Origin of the sequence: Sedimentibacter sp. zth1 (assembly GCF_017352195.1) — a bacterium.
GTDB lineage: Bacteria > Bacillota > Clostridia > Tissierellales > Sedimentibacteraceae > UBA1535.
In genome coordinates this window covers 774032-796059 of record NZ_CP071445.1, presented here as the reverse complement: position 1 = coordinate 796059, position 22028 = coordinate 774032, and the positions used below count along the sequence as shown (strand labels likewise).

The window sequence follows — 22028 nt, the reverse complement described above, 5'->3', positions numbered from 1 at the left end:
AATCTTAGTATAAGGGAAGGTACCTAATGAGAATAATAGTAGATGCTATGGGTGGTGACAATGCACCAGAGGCTATAGTTAATGGATGTATACTTGCAAGAGATGAGTACAATGTTAACATTGTATTGTCAGGTAAAGAGGATTTATTAAAACAAAATATAGAGAAATATACGAATGATTTTAGTAATTTGGACATATTAAATGCAGATGATGTTATCACAAATGATGATAAACCGGTTAAGGCTATAAGAAGAAAAAAAGAATCTTCACTTGTGAAAGCACTTTATGCAGTCAAAAATAATGATGCTGACGCAATAGTTTCTGCAGGTAGTACAGGAGCTTTATTAACTGGAGCAACAGTAATTATTGGTAGAGTAGGCGGACTTGAAAGACCAGCACTAGCACCTTTCATTCCTACAGCTAAAGGATATTCTCTTTTAGTTGATGCGGGTGCCAATGTAGATTGTAAACCCGAGTTTCTATATGATTTCGCAGAAATGGGAAGCATTTATATTAAGAACTTTATGAATATTGATAATCCTCGTGTAGGACTATTAAATATAGGGGCAGAAAAAGGTAAAGGAAATAAACTAACTAATGATGCATATTCTATGTTAGAAAATTCGAATTTGAATTTTGTTGGAAACATTGAAGGAAGATATGCATTAGATGGAGCTATAGATGTAATCGTAGCAGACGGCTTTGCAGGAAATGTTATGCTTAAATCTATAGAAGGGACAGCCTCATTTATAATGAGCAGTCTTAAGGAAGAATTAACATCAACATTTATATCAAAAGTTGGTGCGTTACTTACAAAACCATCTCTTAGAAAATTCAAGAAGCGTTTTGATTATGGTGAATATGGTGGAGCAATGCTTTTAGGTGTAAATGCACCGGTTATAAAAGCTCATGGTAGTTCTGATAGTATTGCAATTAAAAATGCTATTAAACAGTCAAAAACTATCTTGGACAGTTCTATAGTAGACTTAATTAGAGAAAGTATTTCAAGGAGGTGATTAATATGTTTGAAAAAGTAAGAGAAATTATATGTGAAAAATTAGGTGTTAGTGAAGATAAAGTAACATTACATACTTCATTTAAAGATGATTTAGATGTAGATTCACTAAGCTTATTTGAATTAGTAATGGCTTTTGAAGAGGAATTTAATATAGAAATAGATGATGAACAATCTGATAATATAGAAACCGTAGGTAATGTTGTAACATATTTAACAAATTTATTAGAAAAATAAAATTTATTTTATAGTTAAAATGCCAACTATGGTTGGCATTTTTCAATAATTATAGGAGGTACGGTATTATGAAAGTTAAAATTGACAATATAGAAAAACTTGAAAGCAAAATAGGATATAAATTCAGAAATATTAAACTACTAGAAAACGCTTTAACGCATAGTTCATACTCAAATGAAAATAAAACTTATAAAAGAGTTAACAATGAGAGACTTGAATTTTTAGGAGACTCTGTACTGAGCATAGTAGTAAGTAGACATATATTTAAAGAATTTCCTAATTATCCTGAAGGCGATTTATCAAAATTAAGAGCACAGGTAGTATGTGAAGATATGCTAAACGAAATTGCTTTAAAATTGGGTATAGGACAGTATTTAGTACTTGGTAAAGGTGAAGAGGCTACGGGTGGTAGAATTAGAAAATCAATACTTGCAGATGCCATGGAAGCAATTATTGCATCTATATATTTAGATGGTAGTTTAGAAGATGCTGACAAATTTATATTATCAAATCTTGAGGAAAGCATAGATACATTAGTTAAAGGAAAGATTTTTTCTGATTATAAATCATACTTACAAGAATATTTTCAAGGTAAAAATTCAAATTATAGAATTAAATATGTTGTTACTGGAGAAGAAGGTCCCGACCACGACAAAGTTTTCTATGTCGATGTATTAGTTAATAAGAAAAAGTTTGGTAGTGGAGTAGGTAAAAGTAAAAAAACAGCTGAACAAAATGCAGCAAAAAAATCTTTGCTTAGATTGGGAGAAATATATGAGTAATACAAAAAAAATTATACCTATTTTTGTTCCACATAGAGGTTGTCCTAATGATTGTGTGTTTTGCAACCAAAAGAAAATAACAGGAAAAACAAATATAGAAGTAAATAAGGATTATGTTATTAGAATAGTAGAAGACTATATAAAAACTAGACCTCACTATAGTGATTTAGCATTCTTTGGGGGTAGCTTTACTGCTATAGATAAAAATTTACAAATTGAATTGCTTGAAACAGCACATTATTATCAAAGAAAAGGTATATTCGACAATATTAGAATATCGACACGTCCTGACGCAATAGATAATGAAATACTCCAAATACAGAAAAAATATGGTGTTAAAATAATAGAGCTTGGAATTCAAAGCTTAGATGATGAAGTACTAATAAAATCCAATCGTGGACATACAGTAAATGATTCAATAAATGCAAGTAAGTTAATAAAAGAATATGGATTTACTTTAGGTCATCAAGTTATGCCTGGCTTACCTGGAAGCAGTATTGAAAAAGATATATATACTTGCAAAAAATCCATTGAAATGCATCCAAATATAGTAAGAATATATCCAACATTGACAATTAAAGAAACAGAACTTGAAAAAATGTATAAAGAGAATAAGTACACACCATTATCATTAGAAAATGCTGTTAAACTTAGTACATATATTTATTCTTTGTATACAGTTAATAACATAAATGTTATTAGAATAGGACTTCAAAACACAGATACGATTAATGAAGATAACGATATTATTGCAGGCCCTTTTCATCCAGCATTTAGACAATTAGTAGAAGAAAAATTGTATTTAAATTCAATGGTTAATAAGCTTAAAACCGCTAATTTTGGTGAAAATATAAAAATAGAAACAAGCAAAAAGCTTATGAGTTATGTAATTGGTCAAAAGAAATGTAACTTTAACTATATTAAACAGCAGTTAAATATAAAAAGAATATTTCTTCAAGAAATAGAGCAAAACGATGTTGTAAATATATATAATGACAATGAAAAAATTGCAAAAATCAATAAAGATGATATCTTTATTGACTATATAACTGCTTTTAATTTAGTAAAGTAGTTTGTATAAAAAAGTAATACGATATTTTTAAAATTGAGGATAATAAAATATGTTTTTAAAAAAGATGAATGTACATGGTTTTAAGTCCTTTGCAGATAAAACAGAAATAATAATTGAAAAAGGAATGACAGCAATTGTAGGTCCTAATGGTAGTGGTAAAAGCAATATATCTGACTCTATAAAATGGGTACTGGGTGAACAAAGTCCTAAAACTCTTAGAGGTTCAAAAATGGAAGATATAATTTTTGCTGGAACTGAAAAGAGAATGCCGCTTGGATATGCTGAAGTTGAACTTGTATTTGACAATGAAGATGGAAAACTACCTATAGAATATAAAGAAGTTAGTATCAAAAGACGACTTTTTAGAACGGGTGAAAGTGAATACTATATTAATAAGCAGCAATGTAGATTAAAAGATGTTAGAGAACTTTTTTTAGATACTGGTATAGGTAAAGACGGGTACTCAGTTATTGGACAAGGTAAGGTTGAAGAAATATTAAGTCCTAACTCTGATGTTAGAAGAGCAGTATTTGAAGAAGCAGCAGGCATTGTTAAATTTAAGTTTAGAAAAGAAGAATCAATTAAAAAAATAGAAAAAACTAATAATAATCTTGATAGGGTAAATGATATAATTTATGAGATTGAAACACGTGTTGAACCATTAAGACTACAAAGCGAAAAAGCAAAAAAATATATTGATTTGAAAGATAATTTAAAAAATATTGAGTTGAATCTTTATGTGCGTGAATATGAAAAAAATAAAGAACAATTGACAATATTTGAGAATCAAAAAAATGAAATTATAAAGAACAAGCAAGAAATCATTGGTTTAAGGGATAATTTAGAAAAAACAATAGAAAAAGAAAAACAAAACTTATCTAATATAGAATTAGAAATTAGTACATATGATAAGAGCAGAAACAAATTTTCAAGAGAATACGAAGCTAAAAAAAGTCTAATTAGTGTTCAAAATGAAAAGATATTGTTGTATTCAGAAAATGTTGGAACAATAGAAAATGAAATAAATGTTTTAAAAGAACGTGAAAAAGAGATAAACATAAAAATTGATGAATACAAACAAAATTTATGTGTATTGAATAATAATATAGAAGAAAAAAACTTGCAGTTCAATTCATTAAATGAAGAAGCTTTAGAATTCAAAATTAAAATGGAAACATCAAATAACATAAGCGAAGAAAAAAGAAATGAATTGTTTGAAATGCATAAATCAATCAATAAACTTAATAGTGATAAAAGCTCTATTGAATCCATAAAAGCTAATTATGAAGAAAGAATCAATCAATTTGAAAAAGAAATTGAAATTGAAAATGGCGAAAAATCTCAAAAAATAAAAGAGTTTGATGTTATTAAACAAAATAAAAAGAATAATGAGCAGCAATTAATTCAGTTCAATGAATCTTTTAGTAATAATTCTTTTCTTCAAGAAAATTTAATAGAAGATAAAAAGGAACTTGAAAATAGATTAAAAGCATCATCAAATGAGTTGAATAATACTAACTCAAGGTTAAGTTTTTTAAATAATATGGAATCTCTATATGAGGGCTATTACAAAAGTGTACAAACATTGATGAGTTTAAACAAAAAAAATAATTTATTTAGGGCATCTATTTTAGGTACAGTAGCCGATGTAATCAAAACAGATAAAAATTTTGAAACAGCAATAGAAATAGCACTTGGTTCTGCTATACAGAATGTTATAGTAAACAATAACCAGGATGCGGAGTCAATAATTAACTATTTAAAAGATAATAAAATAGGCAGAGTTACATTTTTACCTATTAGCACTATAAAAAGTAGAAGCCTAAATAATGCGCAATCTAAATATCTATCAATGCCAGGTGTTGTTGATACGGCTGATAAGCTTATAGAAACAGATGATGCTTATTCTGAAATAATTAAAAACTTGCTGGGTAGAACTATAATTGTTGAAAACATAAGGGATGGATTTAGAATAGCTAAAGCATCTAATAATACAATTAAAATAGTAAGTTTGCAGGGTGATGTAATTAATCCAGGTGGGTCAGTAACAGGTGGTCATATAAGTGGAAAAAGTCAAAATTTTTTGAGCAGGAAAAGAGAAATTGAAGAATGTCAAGATAGACTTATACATTTAAAGAAAAAATGTGCTGATATTGATGAAGATTTAAGAAATGTTGAAAGAGATTTAAGCTACAGACATAATGAAATTAATACATTGAAAGTTAAAATTGAAAACTGTACAAAAGAAGGCTTGCAATTAGACAATAAAATAAGTTTATATACAGATCAAATTGAAAAAACTGAATCAACTATAAAAAGATATATTTCAGATAAAGAATACATATTTTCTGAAAATGAAAAGAGAGAAAAAGAAATTGAACAAATTGATGAGAATGTAGAGTTTATTAAAGACAATATTGAAAAACTAGAAAGCTTAATCACAGATATTGCAAATGCTAATAAATCAGACAAACTTATGTATGATGAATTAATTGACAATATCAATCAATTTAACAATGATTTAATGTCAACTAAACAGGAAATTAAAATTACTGAAGAAAAAATCAATAATGCTAATACAGAATTGACTAAGAATAAAGAAATGTTAGATATTAAATCTAGCTATTTAAATGATACAGGTATAGAAATAACTACTGCTAAAAATCAAATTCAAGAGCTAATTAAGCTATGCGAAAATATAAAAATAGAACTTGATAAGAGTGAACAAAGCTATAGTATGAATAAAGAAGAACATTTGAAAAAGCAAGAATTTATTAATACTTCACAGAATAATTTGAATAGTATAAATAAAAAGTTAACTGAAAGCTTAGATGATGAGTATGGATTAGGTATAAAAATCGAAAAATTAACATCCAAGATTGAAGATATTTCAAACCATTTGTGGGAAGACTATGAAATGAACTATGCTATGGCTTTACCTTATAAAAATGAAGAAATAAGCTATAATAAGATAAATACTGAAGTATCTGCAATTAGAAGAGAAATTAAAAAATTGGGTGACATCAATACAAATTCTATTGAAGAATATAAGGAAGTTAAAGAAAGATATGATTTTTTAACAGCCCAAAAGCAGGACTTGGTAGATGCTAAATTACAATTAAATGATGTTATTAATGAGCTTGAAATTAAAATGAAAGAACAGTTTGTTGAAGAGTTTAGAAAAATTAGAGTTATTTTTAATGAAGTGTTTTCAGATTTATTTAGTGGTGGTAAGGCGGATGTTTATTTAGAAGATGAATCGGATGCCTTAAATAGTAATATTGAGATTGCTGCTCAACCTCCTGGTAAGAAATTAACAAAAATTACACTTTTATCAGGTGGAGAAAAGGCACTTACAGCAATAGCATTATTATTTTCAATATTAAAATCAAAGCCAACATCATTCTGTATTCTTGATGAAATTGAAGCAGCACTTGATGATATAAATGTTTATAGATTTTCAAAATACTTAAAAGAATTTTCTAAGGAAACTCAATTTTTATGTATCACTCATAGAAAAGGTACTATGGAAAACGCAGATACTCTTTATGGTACAACAATGGAAGAAAAGGGTGTAACAAAGTTGGTTTCTATGAAGCTTTCAGGAATAGAATAAATACGGAGGAAAAAATGTTAAAAAAATTATTTGGAATTTTGAAAAAAGATAATGATAAAAATGAAGAAATAAAACAAAATGAAGAACCAATTATAGAAAATAATACTGGTGAAACTGAAGCTGAAAAGGTAGAAGCAGAGAGACTTGCAAAGGTTGAAGCCGAGAAACAAGAGGCAGAGAGACTTGCTAAGATTGAAACCGAGAAACAAGAGGCAGAGAGACTTGCTAAGATTGAAACCGAGAAACAAGAGGAAAAAAGAATTGCTAGGGTTGAAGCTGAGAAACAGTCAATAAGTAGTGATACAGAAAATACTCAAAAAAAAGAGAAAAAAGGGTTCTTTTCTAAAATTAGAGAGGGACTTGCAAAAACAAAAGATAATTTTACCGCACAATTGAATAATATTTTAAATTTATATACTAAAATTGATGATGATTTTCTTGATGAAATAGAAGAAATACTTATAACATCAGATATGGGCGTTGAACTTACTATGGACATTATTGACTATATTAAGGAAGAAGTTAAAGTAAATAAAATTGAAGACCCTAATGAAATTAAAGGAATAATTAAAAAGTACTTAGTTAATATGTTGAGTAATACAATAGGTGTTGAAGATATTGACGGAATACAAAAAATTATTATGGTTGTAGGAGTCAATGGGGTAGGTAAAACGACTTCTATTGGTAAAATGTCACATAGACTAAAATGTAATGGTAAAAGTGTTGTAGTAGCAGCTGGTGATACTTTCAGAGCCGCAGCAGTAGAACAGCTTAAAGAATGGTGTAATAGAGCTGATGTTGAAATAATAGCAAGTGAACAAGGTTCGGATCCAGGTTCTGTTATCTATGATGCAATTCAAGCTGCTAGAGCAAGAAAAAGTGATGTACTAATTTGTGATACTGCAGGAAGACTTCACAATAAAGTAAACCTAATGAATGAATTAACTAAAATATTTAAAATAGTAGATAAAGAATATGGTCATGCACAAAGAGAGGTTTTGCTAGTTGTTGATGCAACAACAGGACAAAATGGTTTAATTCAGGCTAAGATGTTTAGTGAATCATGCAAGATAGATGGTATAATCTTAACTAAGCTTGATGGTACAGCAAAAGGTGGTATAGTTTTTCCTATAGTTAAAGAATTAAATGTTCCAATTAAATATATTGCAGTCGGTGAAAAAATAGATGATTTACAAGTATTTGATGCAGAAATGTTTGTTGATGCTATATTTGAATAAAAGTTGAAAATTATATAATTAAAGCCATAAACAAAAGTGTTTATGGCTCAGCTTGTCGAAAAAGTCTGCTTTTTGAAGCAGACTTTTCTGATTTCAATAAATAAAGCTATCCTATGAAGCGAAAAGAAAACTACATTAATTTTGTAATCACATTGCGTGTAGGAAATTGTAACAGCAAGCTCATTTCGTAACGGTCAAACACGTAGTTGAGAGGACGGGAAAGACTTCTTGACCTAAAAACACTACATTCACTTTTGTACAATTTCTGCTACACTACATGAATGTTATAAAATTAATTCCGTTTTCTTTTTAGCATAGATTATTTAGATAAATTAGATAGTCATAGCAGTAAAAAACTTCACAAAAGTGTTTATGGCTTTTTGCTATTTATTTATTACTTTGTAAAATCAACATCTATGTCGCTGTTAGATGTTCTAAAATCAATTTGTTTATTTCCACCAACATAGTCATTTGGTAAATTAGAATCACCATTACTTGTTTTGTAATTTATAGTATACTCATCTATTTTACCATTAAGATTTCCTTTTATTTTTCCATTAGATGTCGTAATCTTAAATTTATCATTAAAACTAATATTGTTAAATAGCACCTTTGAATTTGATGTTCTAATTTCAATGCTTGAATTAGTAGAAAAATTATCTAAAGAAATAGTACCATTACTAGATTTGGCGTTTATATAATTGCATTTTGTATCTACTACATAAATAGTACCATTACTAGTCTCACACCTAATATCCTCAAGTGAAGAAACATTTGTTAGATTGGTTTTACCATTTGAGGTATCGCATATAATATCGCCTGATACCTTAACATTTTCTACATCAATAGAGGCATTTGAGCTTTTTAATTCTAATGATGAAGAGCAACTAATATTGGTAGAATGAATTTTACCATTTGAAGTAGTTAAAGATACATCACCTAAATTTATATCACTTATAGAAATAGAATTATTTGAAGTTTTAACAATTAATTCTCCATTATAGTTTTTTGGTATCTTGACACTAAGTTTTGTATTGTTAAAATCTATACTCATACTGAATATATTGATAATGCTAGGTTTTTCTTTTTGAATATCTAAAACACCATTTTTTTCACTGATAATATATTTTCTTTTTTTATTTTCATAATACTTTATATGAATTTTATCATCAGGCGAAGGTGTAATATCCACACTCATATCATAATCACCAATGTTGATTTTTTCTATGTTTGTATTTGTAGAGTAAGATTTTTCTTCATATTTGATTGTGCTTATATTTTTTATATTAAAATCTGCATTAGCAAAACCTACAAAAAATATTATTATTCCAATAATAACAAGCAAGCTTGCAATAGTTAATAATTTTCTATTTTTCATGTTGTCTTCTCCTTCCAATGAATAATTTTTTGATTTTTCTAATAATTATTTTTGATAATTTTGCAAAATATTTAGAAACAAGGAATACAGGTTTTATAAGAAATATAGATAGTCCAATAAGAACAAATGATGTACCTAAAAGGCAAAGTCCTATATATATTGGTTGTGTTACAAATATATAAAAGCTAAATAAAAAAGTACTTATACCCGTAAGAGCTATTGAAAATAATGCTATATACAAAACTAAAATACACACCCATAATACTAAATAAATAGTAAATGCAACAGCGGAAAAAGCAATTACTAATGGGAACCATAATGGAAAACCCAATATAGTAAGTGTAATCCAAAGCCAAGTTTTAGAAGTGTTTCCTCTACTTTCATTAACTTTAACTTGAACAAGTGCTGGTATAGACATATCATACTTTATATTTTCAACTATGTTATCTATATTACCTAATGCTAGAATCGCTTGTTCTTCAGTTAATCCATTTTCTATAGAATCATCAATAATTTCACTATAATAAGCCTCCGATTTAGAAATTTCTTTTGATGGAAGTGTTGAGATTCTAGATTTTAAAATATCTAAAAATTCTAACTTATTCATTTTTCTCCTCTCTTTTTGATACAATAAATTTATATATTTTCATTACCTCTTGCCATTCATTTATAAAATCTTCTATTTTTTTATAACCTTTATCATTAATTTTATAATATTTACGTAACCTACTATTATGTTCAACAGAATACACTGTTACAAAATCACTTACCTCAAGCCTCCTAAGGATAGGGTAGAGAGTTGATTCGGATATTTCAATATACGGACTAATATCTTTAATAATTTGATAACCATATGAATCTTCTTTCTTCAAAACAGTCAAGACGCATACTTCAAGTAAACCTCTTTTTAGTTGTGTATCCAAAAAAATAACCTCCTTTAATTTTTTCCTATTTAGATGATAAGGTGAATTCAACATTAATACTTCCATTTGAAGTATTACAGCTTATTTGTTTATCTCCTAATTCAAGTGAAGTAGGTAAATTGTTTTTTCCATTTGAAGTTGATGATTGTATAGAAAAATCAGTCAATTTTCCATCTATAAATCCTTTAATTGATGAATTACAAGTTTTACAAATAAGTGCATTTGCAATTTTAATTTTATCAAACTCAATTCTACCATTTGATGTAATCAAAGAAATATCTTGATTTGCTTTAACATTTTCTACATTGATACTTGAATTTGAGGTATGGCAATTTGTACTTTTGCAACTTGTGTCTTCCAAAATAATTTTTCCATTTGATGTTGTACAAATCAAATCGCTGTTACAAACAACATCATTAACATTAATTGATGCATTAGATGTGTGTAAAATTAAATCATTCTGAACCTCTATATTTGTAGCAGTAATTCTTCCATTCGATGATTTCAGTTTTAGATTATTTAGCTTTAAATTATTGATAACTATACTAGCATTTGAAGTTTTTATATCGCTCAGTCCCATATAGTTATTTGGTATAAATATTTTCATTTTGTTTTTATTTAAAAGTTCTGAAATTCCACTGAAAAATTTAAATAACTTATTTGTATGTTTCATAACATATAATATTCCATCATTTTCTTCAATAGTGTAAAAATTATTTTTATTTTCATAATACTCAATATGTATTTTTTCATCAACTGATTTAAATATTTCTATACTGTTATTTGAATCTTTGACATTTATGATTTTTATTTCGTTTACAGAATTATATTGTTTTTTGACCATTTGTGTATTTTCATTAGTAGATTTACTACTTATTTCGTTAAATATATTTCCCATAACTGATACACTTTTTTTAACTGCTTTGTTGGTTTGTTCCAAAATATTATCAATATTTATATTTATTCCACTTTCAAAGCTCTCATTTTTCTTATCGTTATTCATATTATCATTTATGTTTTCTTTTTTTCCTGTTTCAGTGGAATTTACGATACTGTCAACAATATCATCTATATCACCAAGAGCAGTAACTGCTTGTTCTTCGGTTAATCCTTCGTCAATATGGTCATCTATTATTTCACTAAAATATAGTATTGTCTTTTCAAGCTCTATACTTGAAATTGAAGTAAGTCGTGCAGCAAGTAATTTTAAGAATTCTTTTTTATTCATAATTTGACACTCCTTGTAATAATTATTATTTACCTTCTTATACATCATACTATACAATGCGTTGTATTATGTGTCAAGTAATATTTTTAATTTTTTAGAAATATATTCAAAAAAAAACACAAATATTTAATTTGTGTTTTCATTATTAAATCTATCTAAATTGTAATGTCTTATTTTCCACATCCATTTTGTCGACTATAGCTAAAGAGTGTAGGTTAATGCCTTTTTCTCTAAGATTTCTACCGCCTTCTTGAAATCCTTTTTCAATTACAATTCCAACACCTTCAACAATTGCACCTGATTCTTCGATTATTTGTAATAATCCTTTAACAGCATATCCGTTGGCTAGAAAATCATCTATTATTAGAATATGTTCACCTTCATGTAGAAATTTTTTAGAAACAATTACATCATAAGTTTTTTTATGTGTAAAAGATTCTATTTTTGTTATATATGATTCTCCACTTAAATTTATACTTTTACTTTTTTTTGCAAAAACAACGGGTACATCAAAATACTGTGCTACTATACATGCAATTCCAATGCCAGAGGCTTCAATTGTAAGTATTTTATCAATTTTTTTATCCTCAAATATTTTTTTAAACTCTTTTCCAATTTCATTAATCAAATTTATATCCATTTGATGATTTAAAAAGCTATCAACCTTTAAAATATTACCTTCTTTTATAATACCATCTTTAATAATTCGTTCCTTTAAAAGTTTCATTCTACATCTCCATTCAAATTATGATAAATAATTACATTATATATTTGAAATATTTTTATGTCAATAAGTTAATTAATATTTTAAATTTCTGATTATACAAAAAACATTTAATTAATAAAGTGTAAATAAATGTTGAAAACTAGGCGTTGTAGTAATAAAAACTATGTAACGAAGGAAAATATTGAAAAATCATCATATTTTATAACAAAAAAATAAAATTTATATAGATTTTGTAGTGAATTTATGATAATATAAATTAAATTACAATTTTGAAACGGAGGTAAGAATGAGAACAAAATTAGCAGATAGACAGCTTCCAAATTATACTAGAGGCGAAGAAATATTTAATATGGTTTCACATATTGTAGGTAGTGCATTTGGAATTGTAGCTCTAACGTTGTGCATTATTGTTTCTGTAAAAAATAATAATACATATGGTTTAATTTCTTCATCTATATACGGAGCTACAATGATACTTTTATATACGATGTCTAGCATTTATCATGGATTAAAAAATGGTTTAGCTAAAAAGGTATTTCAGGTTCTCGACCATTGCACAATTTATTTGCTTATTGCAGGTTCGTATACTCCAATAGCACTAAGTTCAATTAGAATTGTCAGTGCACCAGTAGCTTGGACAATGTTTGGTATAGAATGGGGATTAACTGCATTAGCAGTAACGCTTACAGCAATTGATTTGAAAAAATATGACAAATTTTCAATGGTTTGCTATATAGTTATGGGATGGGCTGTTGTGTTTTTTTGTAAAACAACAATTCAAGCCATTACTATAAATGGATTTTTTCTGTTACTTGCAGGTGGAATTTTATATACTATAGGTTCGATACTTTATGGATTAGGCAAAAGAAAAAAATATATGCATAATATATTTCATGTATTTGTTTTATTTGGCAGCTTGTTGCATTTCTTTTGTATTATATTTTATGTTTTATAAATATTTTGCTTCAAAGTATACAATGCTTTGAGGCATTTTTACGCTAAAGGGAGACATTATTAACATACAATTTTTCTAATATCAATATAACACTACTTTACTAAAGATACTATATTATATTCAATATTTAAAACTTGGACACAAAATGAATAAAATTAGTAAATATTCTTCTAGTTACAGCATAAAAATTAATGTATACAAAAAATAACTTCTGGAGGATATTATGATAGTTTTTTTATCAATTATTGGATCGATACTTGCTATAGTTGCATTTTATGTAATAGTAAAAGATGGGGTAAAAAATGGTATTTTAGAAGCATATAATGAAATAGAAAATAAAAAAGTTGAAAAAAAATAATATTTTTCACTAACATCATTGATAATAAAAGTTTACAATGGTATTATTTAGTAAGAATTATTTATTTAAGTATAGGAGGATAATATGAACATATTAGTAATTGGTGGAACAAGATTTTTCGGAGTGCATTTAGTAAGATCACTATTGAAGAAAGGTCATAACGTTACAATTGCAACTAGAGGACAAGCATTAGACAATTTTGGAAATGAGGTAACAAGAATTAAGGTAGATAGGACAAATTATGATGATATGAATAATGCGTTCAAAGGAAAAGAATATGATGTAGTTTGTGATAATATTTGCTATTGCTCTAATGATGTAAAATGTGTATTAGACAATATTAAGTGCAATAGATATGTTTTAACCTCAACATGCTCTGTATACGATAACTATCATATCAATATTAAAGAAAAAGAATTTGATCCTTTGGCATACGAACTAAAGTGGTGTGACAGAACAGATTTTGATTATGGTGAAATAAAACGACAAGCTGAGGCAGCAACTTTTCAATATTATGATAATCAACAAGCATGTGCTATTAGATTTCCATATGTTATCGGTGAAGATGATTATACAAAGAGATTATATTTTTATGTAGAGCATATTGTTAATTCTAAATCAATGAATATTAATAATCTTAAAGATAAAATTTCATTTATCAGCTCAGACGAAGCTGGCAAATTTATTTCATTTTTAGCTGAAGATGATGTTACTGGACAGTACAATGCTTCAGCACTTGGTTCAATTTCCATAGAAAGTATAATAGAATATATTGAAAATAAAGTAAATAAAGAAGCAATAATAAATAAAGACGGAGATGATGCACCCTATAACTATACGCCTTCGTTTACACTTATAACAAAGAATTCTTCGGACCTAGGATATAAATTTAGTCTATTAGACTCATGGTTTTATGAACTAATTGATAAGCTAATAAAAGAAGCTCAAAATAACTAAAATATGCAATATTTAAGTATAAAATTTTCATTTATATTTCAAAATTACGTATAATTACAAAATGCTTTATATTGGTTTAAACTTATGATATAATTATGTATCGTAAAATATATAATTATAGGTCTTACTGTTATAATTTAAGCGATTATTAATAATTAGAGGAGATAATATGGCGTCTTTTATTGTTCACTTAAGAGTAGCTGAGAAATTATACAATGAAATCGAAAATATAATAGAAAAAGATTTTATCATAGGAAATATAGCAGCGGATAGTGGCGAAACTAACTTAGATTTCTCAAATATAACACCTAGCAAGGAAGTAACACATTTTTATACAAAAAAGAGTGGAAATGTTCCAGATCCAGAGGAATTTTATAAAGAATATCTTGAAAATAAGGAACTTGATAAAGAAAGATATTCATTTTATTTAGGATATTATTGCCATCTTATTACAGATTTATTGTGGGATGAAATGTGTAAGTCATTAGTAGATGATTATGGCAATGAAATTATTAAACCAATATTATATTCGAAAAGAGGAAAGAATAGTGTCTGGGAAAATTTAGATTTACAATTTCTAAATTTAGAAGAGGATTTTAGACCATATCAAATTTTTAAGCAATGTAAAATGTATATAAACAATTATATAGACGTATTTGATAAATATTCTTTTTTTAAGAAATTTGTACAAGTTATTGATTTTTACGATTCGAATGGTAAATATCTTGATTTCAATTGTCCAGATATGTTAAAGATAAAATTAGATTCTTTTGTGGATATGACTACTAATAGAATAATTGGACGTCTAGATCATTTTTGGGCTGACATACCAAATAGCAGTCAGTGGAGAAATATTGATTTAACATTTAAAAATTGGGCTGGAGATAGAAAATACAATATTGAAACATTTAATGGTAAAAAGTATTTGTTAGAAATGTCAAACAAATCGTTTTATAAAGATAAACAAGATGAATTTAATTATGCAAAAGCTTTAGCTAGTTTGTTTGTAAATAAACCACAAATGTTTGGTAGATGTAACAATAACACACTAACTTATAGTATATATGATAGGTTTAGTACTACGTACTTAAGCGAGATTCTTCACAAGTTAAATGAGAAGGAACAATATAAATTGGGTGTAGAATCAGGCAAAATATTATTTAAAATACATGATTTAAACAAATTAAATAAAAAAGATAAAGATTGGGAATACACATATAATATAAAAATTAATCACATTATAAATATGTTTATTGAATGTGAGCTTCCTATAGATAATTCAGATAAAATTATAAATTATATAAATAATCATAGAAATTTTTTAGAAAATAGACCTCAATGTTTACTGCATGGTAATTTTCAAGTTGAGAATATAGCAATAAATGTTGAATGTAAGACTCTTGGAGTAACAAGCTTAAATGAGTATACATATGGTGATCCATGGTTAGACTTTGCAAATATTGTAAAAAGTGTGTCTGAAAGCCCTGTATTTGCATGTGGTCAAATTAACGGGTATTTTCAAAATAAAGTTCCTGATGAGTTTTTTAAATTGCTTGCTTTATATATAGCCTGCCAACAACTTTCAGATATTACATGGTCTTTGGCATATGGAGATGAACGTCATGAACAGGTAGTAAACTTTTCATACAAGGTGTTTTACTGGTACAACTATTTTACTACGTCAAAACCAAATTGGTATAAAGAAAGTAATTAAATATAATCAATTTAATAAAGAAGGAAAATATATAATATGAAAAATCCAATAGCAACAATGATAATGAATAATGGAAACAAAATTAAAATTGAATTATATCCTTATGAAGCACCAAATACAGTAAACAGCTTTATATATTTAGCTAACAAAGGAGCTTTTGATAATAAAGATATAAAAAGGCTTGTGCCTGGATTTGTTATACAACCGGTATATGATGAATTTAAGGAAAATGAAGATTATAGATATGAAATTGATGGGGAATTCAGAGAAAATGGTTTTAATAACAGATTGAAATTAGAAAAAGGTGTTATTGCTATGGGGGGAGACGGAAAAGAAATTGCATCAGGTAGCTGTTATTTTATAACTTTGAGTGATGAAGCGGGAGAAAAGCTTAATGGTAAATATCCTGGCTTTGGTAGAATAATTGAAGGGTATGAAGAAATAGAACGTATAGAAAAAGTTGAAACAAAACCTGTTGATATAGGTATTGAAGGTGTTATAGTTAATAAACCAGTAGTGCCTGAAACAATAAAAAGTGTTAGGGTTGAAGCGTTTAGTCATAATTATGATAAACCAATAATAAAAAATATAGTTTAAAAATATTAGATAAAATTTATTCTAAATGAGAAAGGAATTAATTATGAAAGAATATGAAAATTCATTGTTGTTTTGGGACGATTGGTTTTCAAAACAAGAAGCTGAAAAAATAGATTCTACGATTGAAATTTCACCAATTGAGGATTACATGATGAAGGAATTTGCATTAAATTGTGAAAACGTTTTTGATTATGGGACTGGAAGCGGTTGTTTTCTATTCCAATGTGCACAGCATAAGCATATAAAATATGGTTTAGGAATAGACCAGTCTGAAAACGGAATAAGATTAGCGAACGAAACAGTTAAGTTATCAGAACCATCAAAATTTGGTAATTTAGAATTTAAAATAGGTTGTGAAGATTATCTTTCAAGTATAAAAAGTGAAAGTTTTGATGGAATAATATGTTCAAACGTAATTGATGTTATTGACCACAGTTTAGTTGAAAATATACTAAAGGAATTCAAAAGAATTGTTAAAAAAGATGGCTTGATATTTATAAAAATAAATCCTCAGGTAGATGTAAATTACATACAAAAATCAGGCTGCGTGGAATTTGCGCCAAATATGATTTCAAAGGATGATAATTTGAGAATTTGTAACTATGATAGTCAGTATTGGAAAAAAATGCTTGGAAAATACTTTGAATTAAAATATTATATTGAGTTTCCATACAATGGTGCAAAAGAATTAAATAGGTTGTTTTATCTTCAAAACGTTAATGAAGATTAATAACCTTTAAAAAAAATTTAAAAAACTATTGACAAAATATGATTTTTACGATAGAATTTCGCTGTTAAGTAATTTACTTTACAGCATGTGAAGAAGGTTATTTTAACTTTAAAATAATAATTAAGGCGAATAACAAGGAGAGAATAATAATGTCAGTAAAAATCAGATTAAAAAGAATGGGTTCTAAAAAGAAACCTTTTTACAGAATAGTTGTAGCGGATTCTCGTTCACCAAGAGATGGACGTTTCATAGAAGAAATAGGATACTACAATCCAGTAGTTGAACCAAAAATCGTTAAAATTGACGAAGAAAAAGCAACAAAATGGTTAAACAATGGTGCAAAACCAACTGATACTGTAGGAATGTTATTAAAAACTAGTGGAGTATTAGAAAAGAAATAATTTAATAGCCAAAACAAAAAGAGATTAGTAATGATCTCTTTTTTTTATAACTAATTTCTAAAGCTATTATATTTAAAGACAGTTAATTATAATTGTAATTAACTGTCTTTAAATATAATAGTCAATATGTTATAATTCTATAAAAAGGATAAATGACATAAATAAGTAATTGCATTATAAATATTATGTAAAAGAGTGGAGATATAATATTGTTGTAGGTATTTTACTATTTTCTTATAACCAAAGCTGTCTGTCATGTATGGCGGTTCATCCTTCATATAGAAAAAGAGGTATAGCAACTGCCATGATTAATAAAATGTTATCTATAATGCCTAAGGGTAAAGATATAACTGTATCAACATTTATAGAAAATGATAATAAAGGCATAGCTCCGAGAGCATTATATAAAAAATTTGGATTTGTAGAGGATGAATTATGTATAGAATTTAATTATCCTAATCAAAAGTTTGTATTACATAGATAATTACTAATTGTTCAAAACATTAAGTCGATATTGGGATAAGTTTGGAGCAATAGTTGGAAAATTGTATTTAGCTAATAATTTGGATTTAGCTGTACAGATATATTATGATGGAATAGATAAGTTTATTGAAAAAATATTAGCGTAAAAAGAGGACGAATAATGAAAATAGATTTTTATTATTGGGCAGCTCAATGTCCAATAAGTTATGAAACACTTAGCTTATTAGATAAATACAAGGATAAAATGGATATACATATGTATAACGTAGAAAATGATTATGATTTAGCTAAAAGACAAAAAATGTTCTTTCCTTTTTTAACAGTAATTAATGATGAAAAAAGATTTAGAGCACCTATAACACAAAACTTTTTAGAAAAATTATTAAACGGTGAAAAGTGTGTAGAAAGGCCATATATTATTGATTTAGGAAAAGAAAAATTTAATGGGGAAGTTGTACCATTGACTAAAAAAAATATTTCTTTGCTATCTAAAAAATGTACAATGACTGGTTGTAGCTGTAGTTGTGATAAAAAAGCCTTGTTTTTATCTAAATATTGTGATGAAATATATGGATTCTTAAATAAAGATAGTGAAAATGTGCTAGGTGGGGTTGAGTATATTCCATCAATATATGTACCTTATGATATACCAAAGAGTGATGATTATGCATTTTTAACTTGTATATATTACTCATCAACAGAATATGATTATAAATATTATCCACTTATAAAACTTGAAAGTTATTTAAAAGAAAAATATAGTAAAGTGTTTGCTATAACAGAAGAACTAGGGACTTTTCCAAATGGTAATTTAAAGTGGTTTTTAGACAATGGATATAATGATGAAGGATTAATATCAGTAGAAAAAGACTATTGTAGATTACATTTGGTAAGTAAAAATTTATAGTAAGTAAATTAATGGTGTTATTATTATATATTTTAGTAGGACTTAAAAATTATGAATGGAATATATAGAGTGTTCAGTGTGATGGTTGTATTTGAAATTAGCCAATTGTTTTGGGAGCAATATTAGGATAGATTCTTAATGAAAAGAAAGGACAATTAAATGAAATATTGTTTGGAAAAAGTTAACAACAATGACAAGCAAGAAATATACACTATCAAAAAGAATTCAATCATGTATTATGTAAGAAAAATATGGGGATGGGATGAAAAATATCAAGTTGAAGATTTTGAAAATTCGTTTAACCCTATCAACTTTAAGAAAATCACGATAAATCAAAAATGTGTTGGATTTATTGAAACACATGAGGATAATAATGTGGTTAATATAACTGAAATTCATTTAATTACGGAATATCAAGGATTAGGGATTGGTAGTGATATTATAAAACAAGTTATTGTGGATGCAAAAGAAATTAGCAAAACGGTAACTTTGGGGTGTTTTAAAGAAAATAAAGGAGCAATTAATCTATATAAAAGAATCGGTTTTAAAATAGTAAATAAAACTGAAACACATATTTGTTTCGAAATATAGTGAAGAACCATTTTATATATTGAGAAATTAATATTAGTAAAATTTAGGAGGAAATATGAACCACATAATAAAAAATATAGATATAGAAACTGAAAGATTATTTACTAAATATTGTTGGATACAAGAAAGTATCTGCATCGCATTTTAGAAATAATATTGCAAGTGGTAATGTTATGAAAAGAGCTAATATGATTTATGAGGGTGAAAGAATAAAAGAGGTTTATTATCATGGTGAATATATTGATTGTATTTATTATTTCGCTTTGAAGATAGATTGATGAAAAATAAAAATGCAAAGCTTAACTACATTTTCCTAACAATATAATAAATTTCAAAAAAACTATTGACGAATCACTAAATTTAATATAGAATTTGACTGTTAAGTAATTTGCTTTACAGTAGGTGAAAATATGTTAGAAAAAAATTTATTTTTTAGTATTTTATTTGATTATTATGGAAGCTTGTTAAAGAAAAATCAAGCTATAATTATTGATTTGTATTATAATCAGGATTTCAGTCTTGGCGAAATAGCAGAACAGTTAAATATGAGTAGGGCTGGTATTTATGATACATTGAAGAGAGCAGAAAAAAATCTAACTGAGTATGAAGAAAAACTTTGTTTACACTCTAAGATAACTTCATATTATGAAGCTGCAGAAAACATAATAAAGACTTTAGAAAGAATTGATTATTGCAAATATAAAGAAGAAATTGATTATATAAAAAATGAAACCGATAAAATATTGAATGAAGGGTAGGAAAGTAATTAATGTTTGAGAATTTGTCTGATAAGCTACAAAATGCACTCAAATCTCTAAGAGGCAAAGGAAAGCTTTCTGAAAAAGATATAGACGTAGCAATGAGAGAAGTTAAGCTTTCTTTGTTAGAAGCAGATGTTAACTTCAAAGTTGTTAAATCTTTTATAGGTAAGGTTAAAGAAAGAGCGGTTGGTCATGAAGTTATGGAAAGCTTAACTCCAGGTCAACAAGTAGTTAAAATAGTTCATGATGAGCTAAAATCTATCATGGGCGAACAAGAGAGTAAGCTTGAATTTAATACAAATGGTATAACGTATATTATGATGTGTGGTTTACAAGGTGCTGGTAAAACTACAGCATCAGGTAAATTAGCTACAAAGCTAAAAAAAGAAGGAAAAAGACCTTTGCTTGTTGCATGTGATATTTATAGACCAGCAGCAATTAAACAGCTTCAAGTTGTTGGAGAGAGTATTGATGTTCCTGTATTCACTTTAGGAGATAAAATTAGCCCTGTTACAATCGCAAAAGAAGCATCTCAGCATGCAAATAAATTCAATAATGATGTTGTAATTATAGATACTGCTGGACGTCTTCATGTAGATGAAGAGTTAATGAAAGAACTTGTTGATGTAAAAGCGGAAATAAACCCAAATGAAATTCTTATGGTATTAGATGCTATGACTGGTCAGGATGCAGTAAAGGTTGCTCAAACATTTAATGAATACCTTGATATAACAGGCGTAATTTTATCAAAAGTTGATGGTGATGCTAGAGGTGGTGCTGCTCTATCAATAAAAAGTGTTGTTGATAAGCCAATTAAGTTTGTATCTGTTGGTGAAAAAATGGATCAATTAGAAATTTTTCATCCTGATAGAATGGCTTCAAGAATTTTAGGTATGGGAGATATTCTTTCAATTATAGATAAAGCACAAGCTGCTTTTGATGAAAAACAAGCAATGGAATTGCAGAAGAAAATTAAAAATCAAGAATTTGATTTGGATGATTTCTTAACTCAGCTTCAACAAATGAAAAACATGGGACCATTAGAAGATATATTAGCCATGATTCCAGGTGCTAATTCTAAACAACTTAAAGGTTTGACAGTAGATGAAAAAGAATTAAAGCATGTAGAAGCTATAATCCAATCAATGACAAAAAAAGAAAGAGCTATGCCATCATTAATCAATGGTAGTAGAAGAAAAAGAATTGCTGCTGGAAGTGGAACATCAGTACAGCAAGTAAATAAAATATTGAAGCAATTTGGTGACATGAAAAAAATGATGAAACAATTTAGCTCAATGGAAAAAGTAATGAAAAAAAGAGGCGGAGCTGGTAAGTTTAAACTACCTTTTATGTAAAAG

General features: G+C 27.2%; 24 protein-coding genes. 19 read left to right on the top strand and 5 right to left on the bottom strand.

Going from position 1 to position 22028, the window contains the following annotated elements:
* Nucleotides 1-26 precede the first annotated feature (26 nt).
* The 6 genes from plsX to ftsY all read left to right on the top strand — a co-directional run bounded on the left by plsX (nucleotide 27) and on the right by ftsY (nucleotide 7960).
* Nucleotides 27-1016 carry a phosphate acyltransferase PlsX gene (gene plsX / locus JYG23_RS03835; protein WP_207237200.1) on the top strand — a complete coding sequence of 330 codons (990 nt, stop codon included), beginning with the start codon at nucleotides 27-29 and terminating at the stop codon, nucleotides 1014-1016.
* Between the two features lie 5 nt (nucleotides 1017-1021).
* Nucleotides 1022-1252 carry an acyl carrier protein gene (gene acpP / locus JYG23_RS03830; RefSeq protein WP_207237199.1) on the top strand — a complete coding sequence of 77 codons (231 nt, stop codon included), beginning with the start codon at nucleotides 1022-1024 and terminating at the stop codon, nucleotides 1250-1252.
* Nucleotides 1253-1320: 68 nt separating this feature from the next.
* Entirely contained in the window at nucleotides 1321-2034 is a 714-nt protein-coding gene (gene rnc, locus JYG23_RS03825; RefSeq protein WP_207237198.1) for a ribonuclease III, read from the top strand.
* The gene (locus tag JYG23_RS03820) at nucleotides 2027-3106 is read left to right on the top strand and encodes an elongator complex protein 3 (RefSeq protein WP_207237197.1); all 1080 of its coding nucleotides are present in this window, start codon (nucleotides 2027-2029) and stop codon (nucleotides 3104-3106) included. The genes rnc and JYG23_RS03820 overlap by 8 nt, the downstream gene beginning before the upstream one ends.
* Nucleotides 3107-3155: 49 nt before the next feature.
* Nucleotides 3156-6722, top strand: a complete 3567-nt coding sequence (gene smc, locus JYG23_RS03815) for a chromosome segregation protein SMC (protein WP_207237196.1) — start codon at nucleotides 3156-3158, stop codon at nucleotides 6720-6722.
* Nucleotides 6723-6736: 14 nt separating this feature from the next.
* Nucleotides 6737-7960, top strand: coding sequence for a signal recognition particle-docking protein FtsY (gene ftsY / locus JYG23_RS03810; protein ID WP_207237195.1), 1224 nt, complete (start codon nucleotides 6737-6739; stop codon nucleotides 7958-7960).
* Between the two features lie 394 nt (nucleotides 7961-8354).
* Here the strand turns inward: ftsY and JYG23_RS03805 are convergent, their stop codons facing one another.
* From JYG23_RS03805 to JYG23_RS03785, 5 genes are all read right to left on the bottom strand, one after another.
* On the bottom strand, nucleotides 8355-9338 hold the full coding sequence (locus JYG23_RS03805; protein ID WP_207237194.1) for a DUF4097 family beta strand repeat-containing protein: 984 nt from the start codon (nucleotides 9336-9338) through the stop codon (nucleotides 8355-8357).
* A complete protein-coding gene (locus JYG23_RS03800; RefSeq protein WP_207237193.1) occupies nucleotides 9328-9945 on the bottom strand; it encodes a DUF1700 domain-containing protein in 618 nt (205 codons plus the stop codon). Before JYG23_RS03800 ends, JYG23_RS03805 begins: the two co-directional genes overlap by 11 nt.
* On the bottom strand, nucleotides 9938-10261 hold the full coding sequence (locus JYG23_RS03795) for a PadR family transcriptional regulator (protein WP_207237192.1): 324 nt from the start codon (nucleotides 10259-10261) through the stop codon (nucleotides 9938-9940). The genes JYG23_RS03800 and JYG23_RS03795 overlap by 8 nt, the downstream gene beginning before the upstream one ends.
* Before the next feature lie 25 nt (nucleotides 10262-10286).
* Entirely contained in the window at nucleotides 10287-11489 is a 1203-nt protein-coding gene (locus tag JYG23_RS03790; protein WP_207237191.1) for a DUF4097 family beta strand repeat-containing protein, read from the bottom strand.
* Nucleotides 11490-11640: 151 nt separating this feature from the next.
* The gene (locus JYG23_RS03785) at nucleotides 11641-12216 is read right to left on the bottom strand and encodes a xanthine phosphoribosyltransferase (RefSeq protein WP_207237190.1); all 576 of its coding nucleotides are present in this window, start codon (nucleotides 12214-12216) and stop codon (nucleotides 11641-11643) included.
* 286 nt (nucleotides 12217-12502) lie between these two features.
* Here JYG23_RS03785 and JYG23_RS03780 point away from each other — a divergent pair, with 286 nt between their 5' ends.
* The 13 genes from JYG23_RS03780 (at nucleotide 12503) to ffh (ending at nucleotide 22025) form a co-directional block, all read left to right on the top strand.
* Nucleotides 12503-13171 (top strand): hemolysin III family protein, encoded by a 669-nt coding sequence (locus tag JYG23_RS03780; RefSeq protein WP_207237189.1) that lies wholly within the window; start codon nucleotides 12503-12505, stop codon nucleotides 13169-13171.
* Nucleotides 13172-13394: 223 nt separating this feature from the next.
* The gene (locus JYG23_RS14800; RefSeq protein WP_242631626.1) at nucleotides 13395-13529 is read left to right on the top strand and encodes a DUF6019 family protein; all 135 of its coding nucleotides are present in this window, start codon (nucleotides 13395-13397) and stop codon (nucleotides 13527-13529) included.
* An 84-nt stretch (nucleotides 13530-13613) separates the two neighbouring features.
* Nucleotides 13614-14486 carry an NAD-dependent epimerase/dehydratase family protein gene (locus JYG23_RS03775; RefSeq protein WP_207237187.1) on the top strand — a complete coding sequence of 291 codons (873 nt, stop codon included), beginning with the start codon at nucleotides 13614-13616 and terminating at the stop codon, nucleotides 14484-14486.
* Between the two features lie 169 nt (nucleotides 14487-14655).
* Nucleotides 14656-16200, top strand: a complete 1545-nt coding sequence (locus JYG23_RS03770; protein ID WP_207237185.1) for a phosphotransferase — start codon at nucleotides 14656-14658, stop codon at nucleotides 16198-16200.
* 36 nt (nucleotides 16201-16236) lie between these two features.
* On the top strand, nucleotides 16237-16797 hold the full coding sequence (locus tag JYG23_RS03765; RefSeq protein WP_242631625.1) for a peptidylprolyl isomerase: 561 nt from the start codon (nucleotides 16237-16239) through the stop codon (nucleotides 16795-16797).
* 25 nt (nucleotides 16798-16822) lie between these two features.
* A complete protein-coding gene (locus JYG23_RS03760; RefSeq protein WP_207237184.1) occupies nucleotides 16823-17527 on the top strand; it encodes a class I SAM-dependent methyltransferase in 705 nt (234 codons plus the stop codon).
* 149 nt (nucleotides 17528-17676) lie between these two features.
* Complete coding sequence (rpsP, locus tag JYG23_RS03755; protein ID WP_207237182.1) at nucleotides 17677-17928, top strand: 30S ribosomal protein S16; 252 nt, start codon at nucleotides 17677-17679, stop codon at nucleotides 17926-17928.
* Between the two features lie 169 nt (nucleotides 17929-18097).
* Nucleotides 18098-18412, top strand: a complete 315-nt coding sequence (locus JYG23_RS03750; protein ID WP_207237180.1) for an N-acetyltransferase — start codon at nucleotides 18098-18100, stop codon at nucleotides 18410-18412.
* Nucleotides 18413-18419: 7 nt separating this feature from the next.
* A complete protein-coding gene (locus JYG23_RS03745; RefSeq protein ID WP_207237179.1) occupies nucleotides 18420-18557 on the top strand; it encodes a hypothetical protein in 138 nt (45 codons plus the stop codon).
* 14 nt (nucleotides 18558-18571) lie between these two features.
* The gene (locus JYG23_RS03740; protein ID WP_207237177.1) at nucleotides 18572-19318 is read left to right on the top strand and encodes a hypothetical protein; all 747 of its coding nucleotides are present in this window, start codon (nucleotides 18572-18574) and stop codon (nucleotides 19316-19318) included.
* 159 nt (nucleotides 19319-19477) lie between these two features.
* The gene (locus tag JYG23_RS03735; protein ID WP_207237176.1) at nucleotides 19478-19909 is read left to right on the top strand and encodes an N-acetyltransferase; all 432 of its coding nucleotides are present in this window, start codon (nucleotides 19478-19480) and stop codon (nucleotides 19907-19909) included.
* A 410-nt stretch (nucleotides 19910-20319) separates the two neighbouring features.
* Nucleotides 20320-20667: a YlxM family DNA-binding protein gene (gene ylxM, locus JYG23_RS03730; protein ID WP_207237175.1), complete on the top strand. Its 348-nt coding sequence runs from the start codon at nucleotides 20320-20322 to the stop codon at nucleotides 20665-20667.
* An 11-nt stretch (nucleotides 20668-20678) separates the two neighbouring features.
* Nucleotides 20679-22025, top strand: coding sequence for a signal recognition particle protein (gene ffh / locus JYG23_RS03725; protein ID WP_207237174.1), 1347 nt, complete (start codon nucleotides 20679-20681; stop codon nucleotides 22023-22025).
* Nucleotides 22026-22028 lie beyond the last annotated feature (3 nt).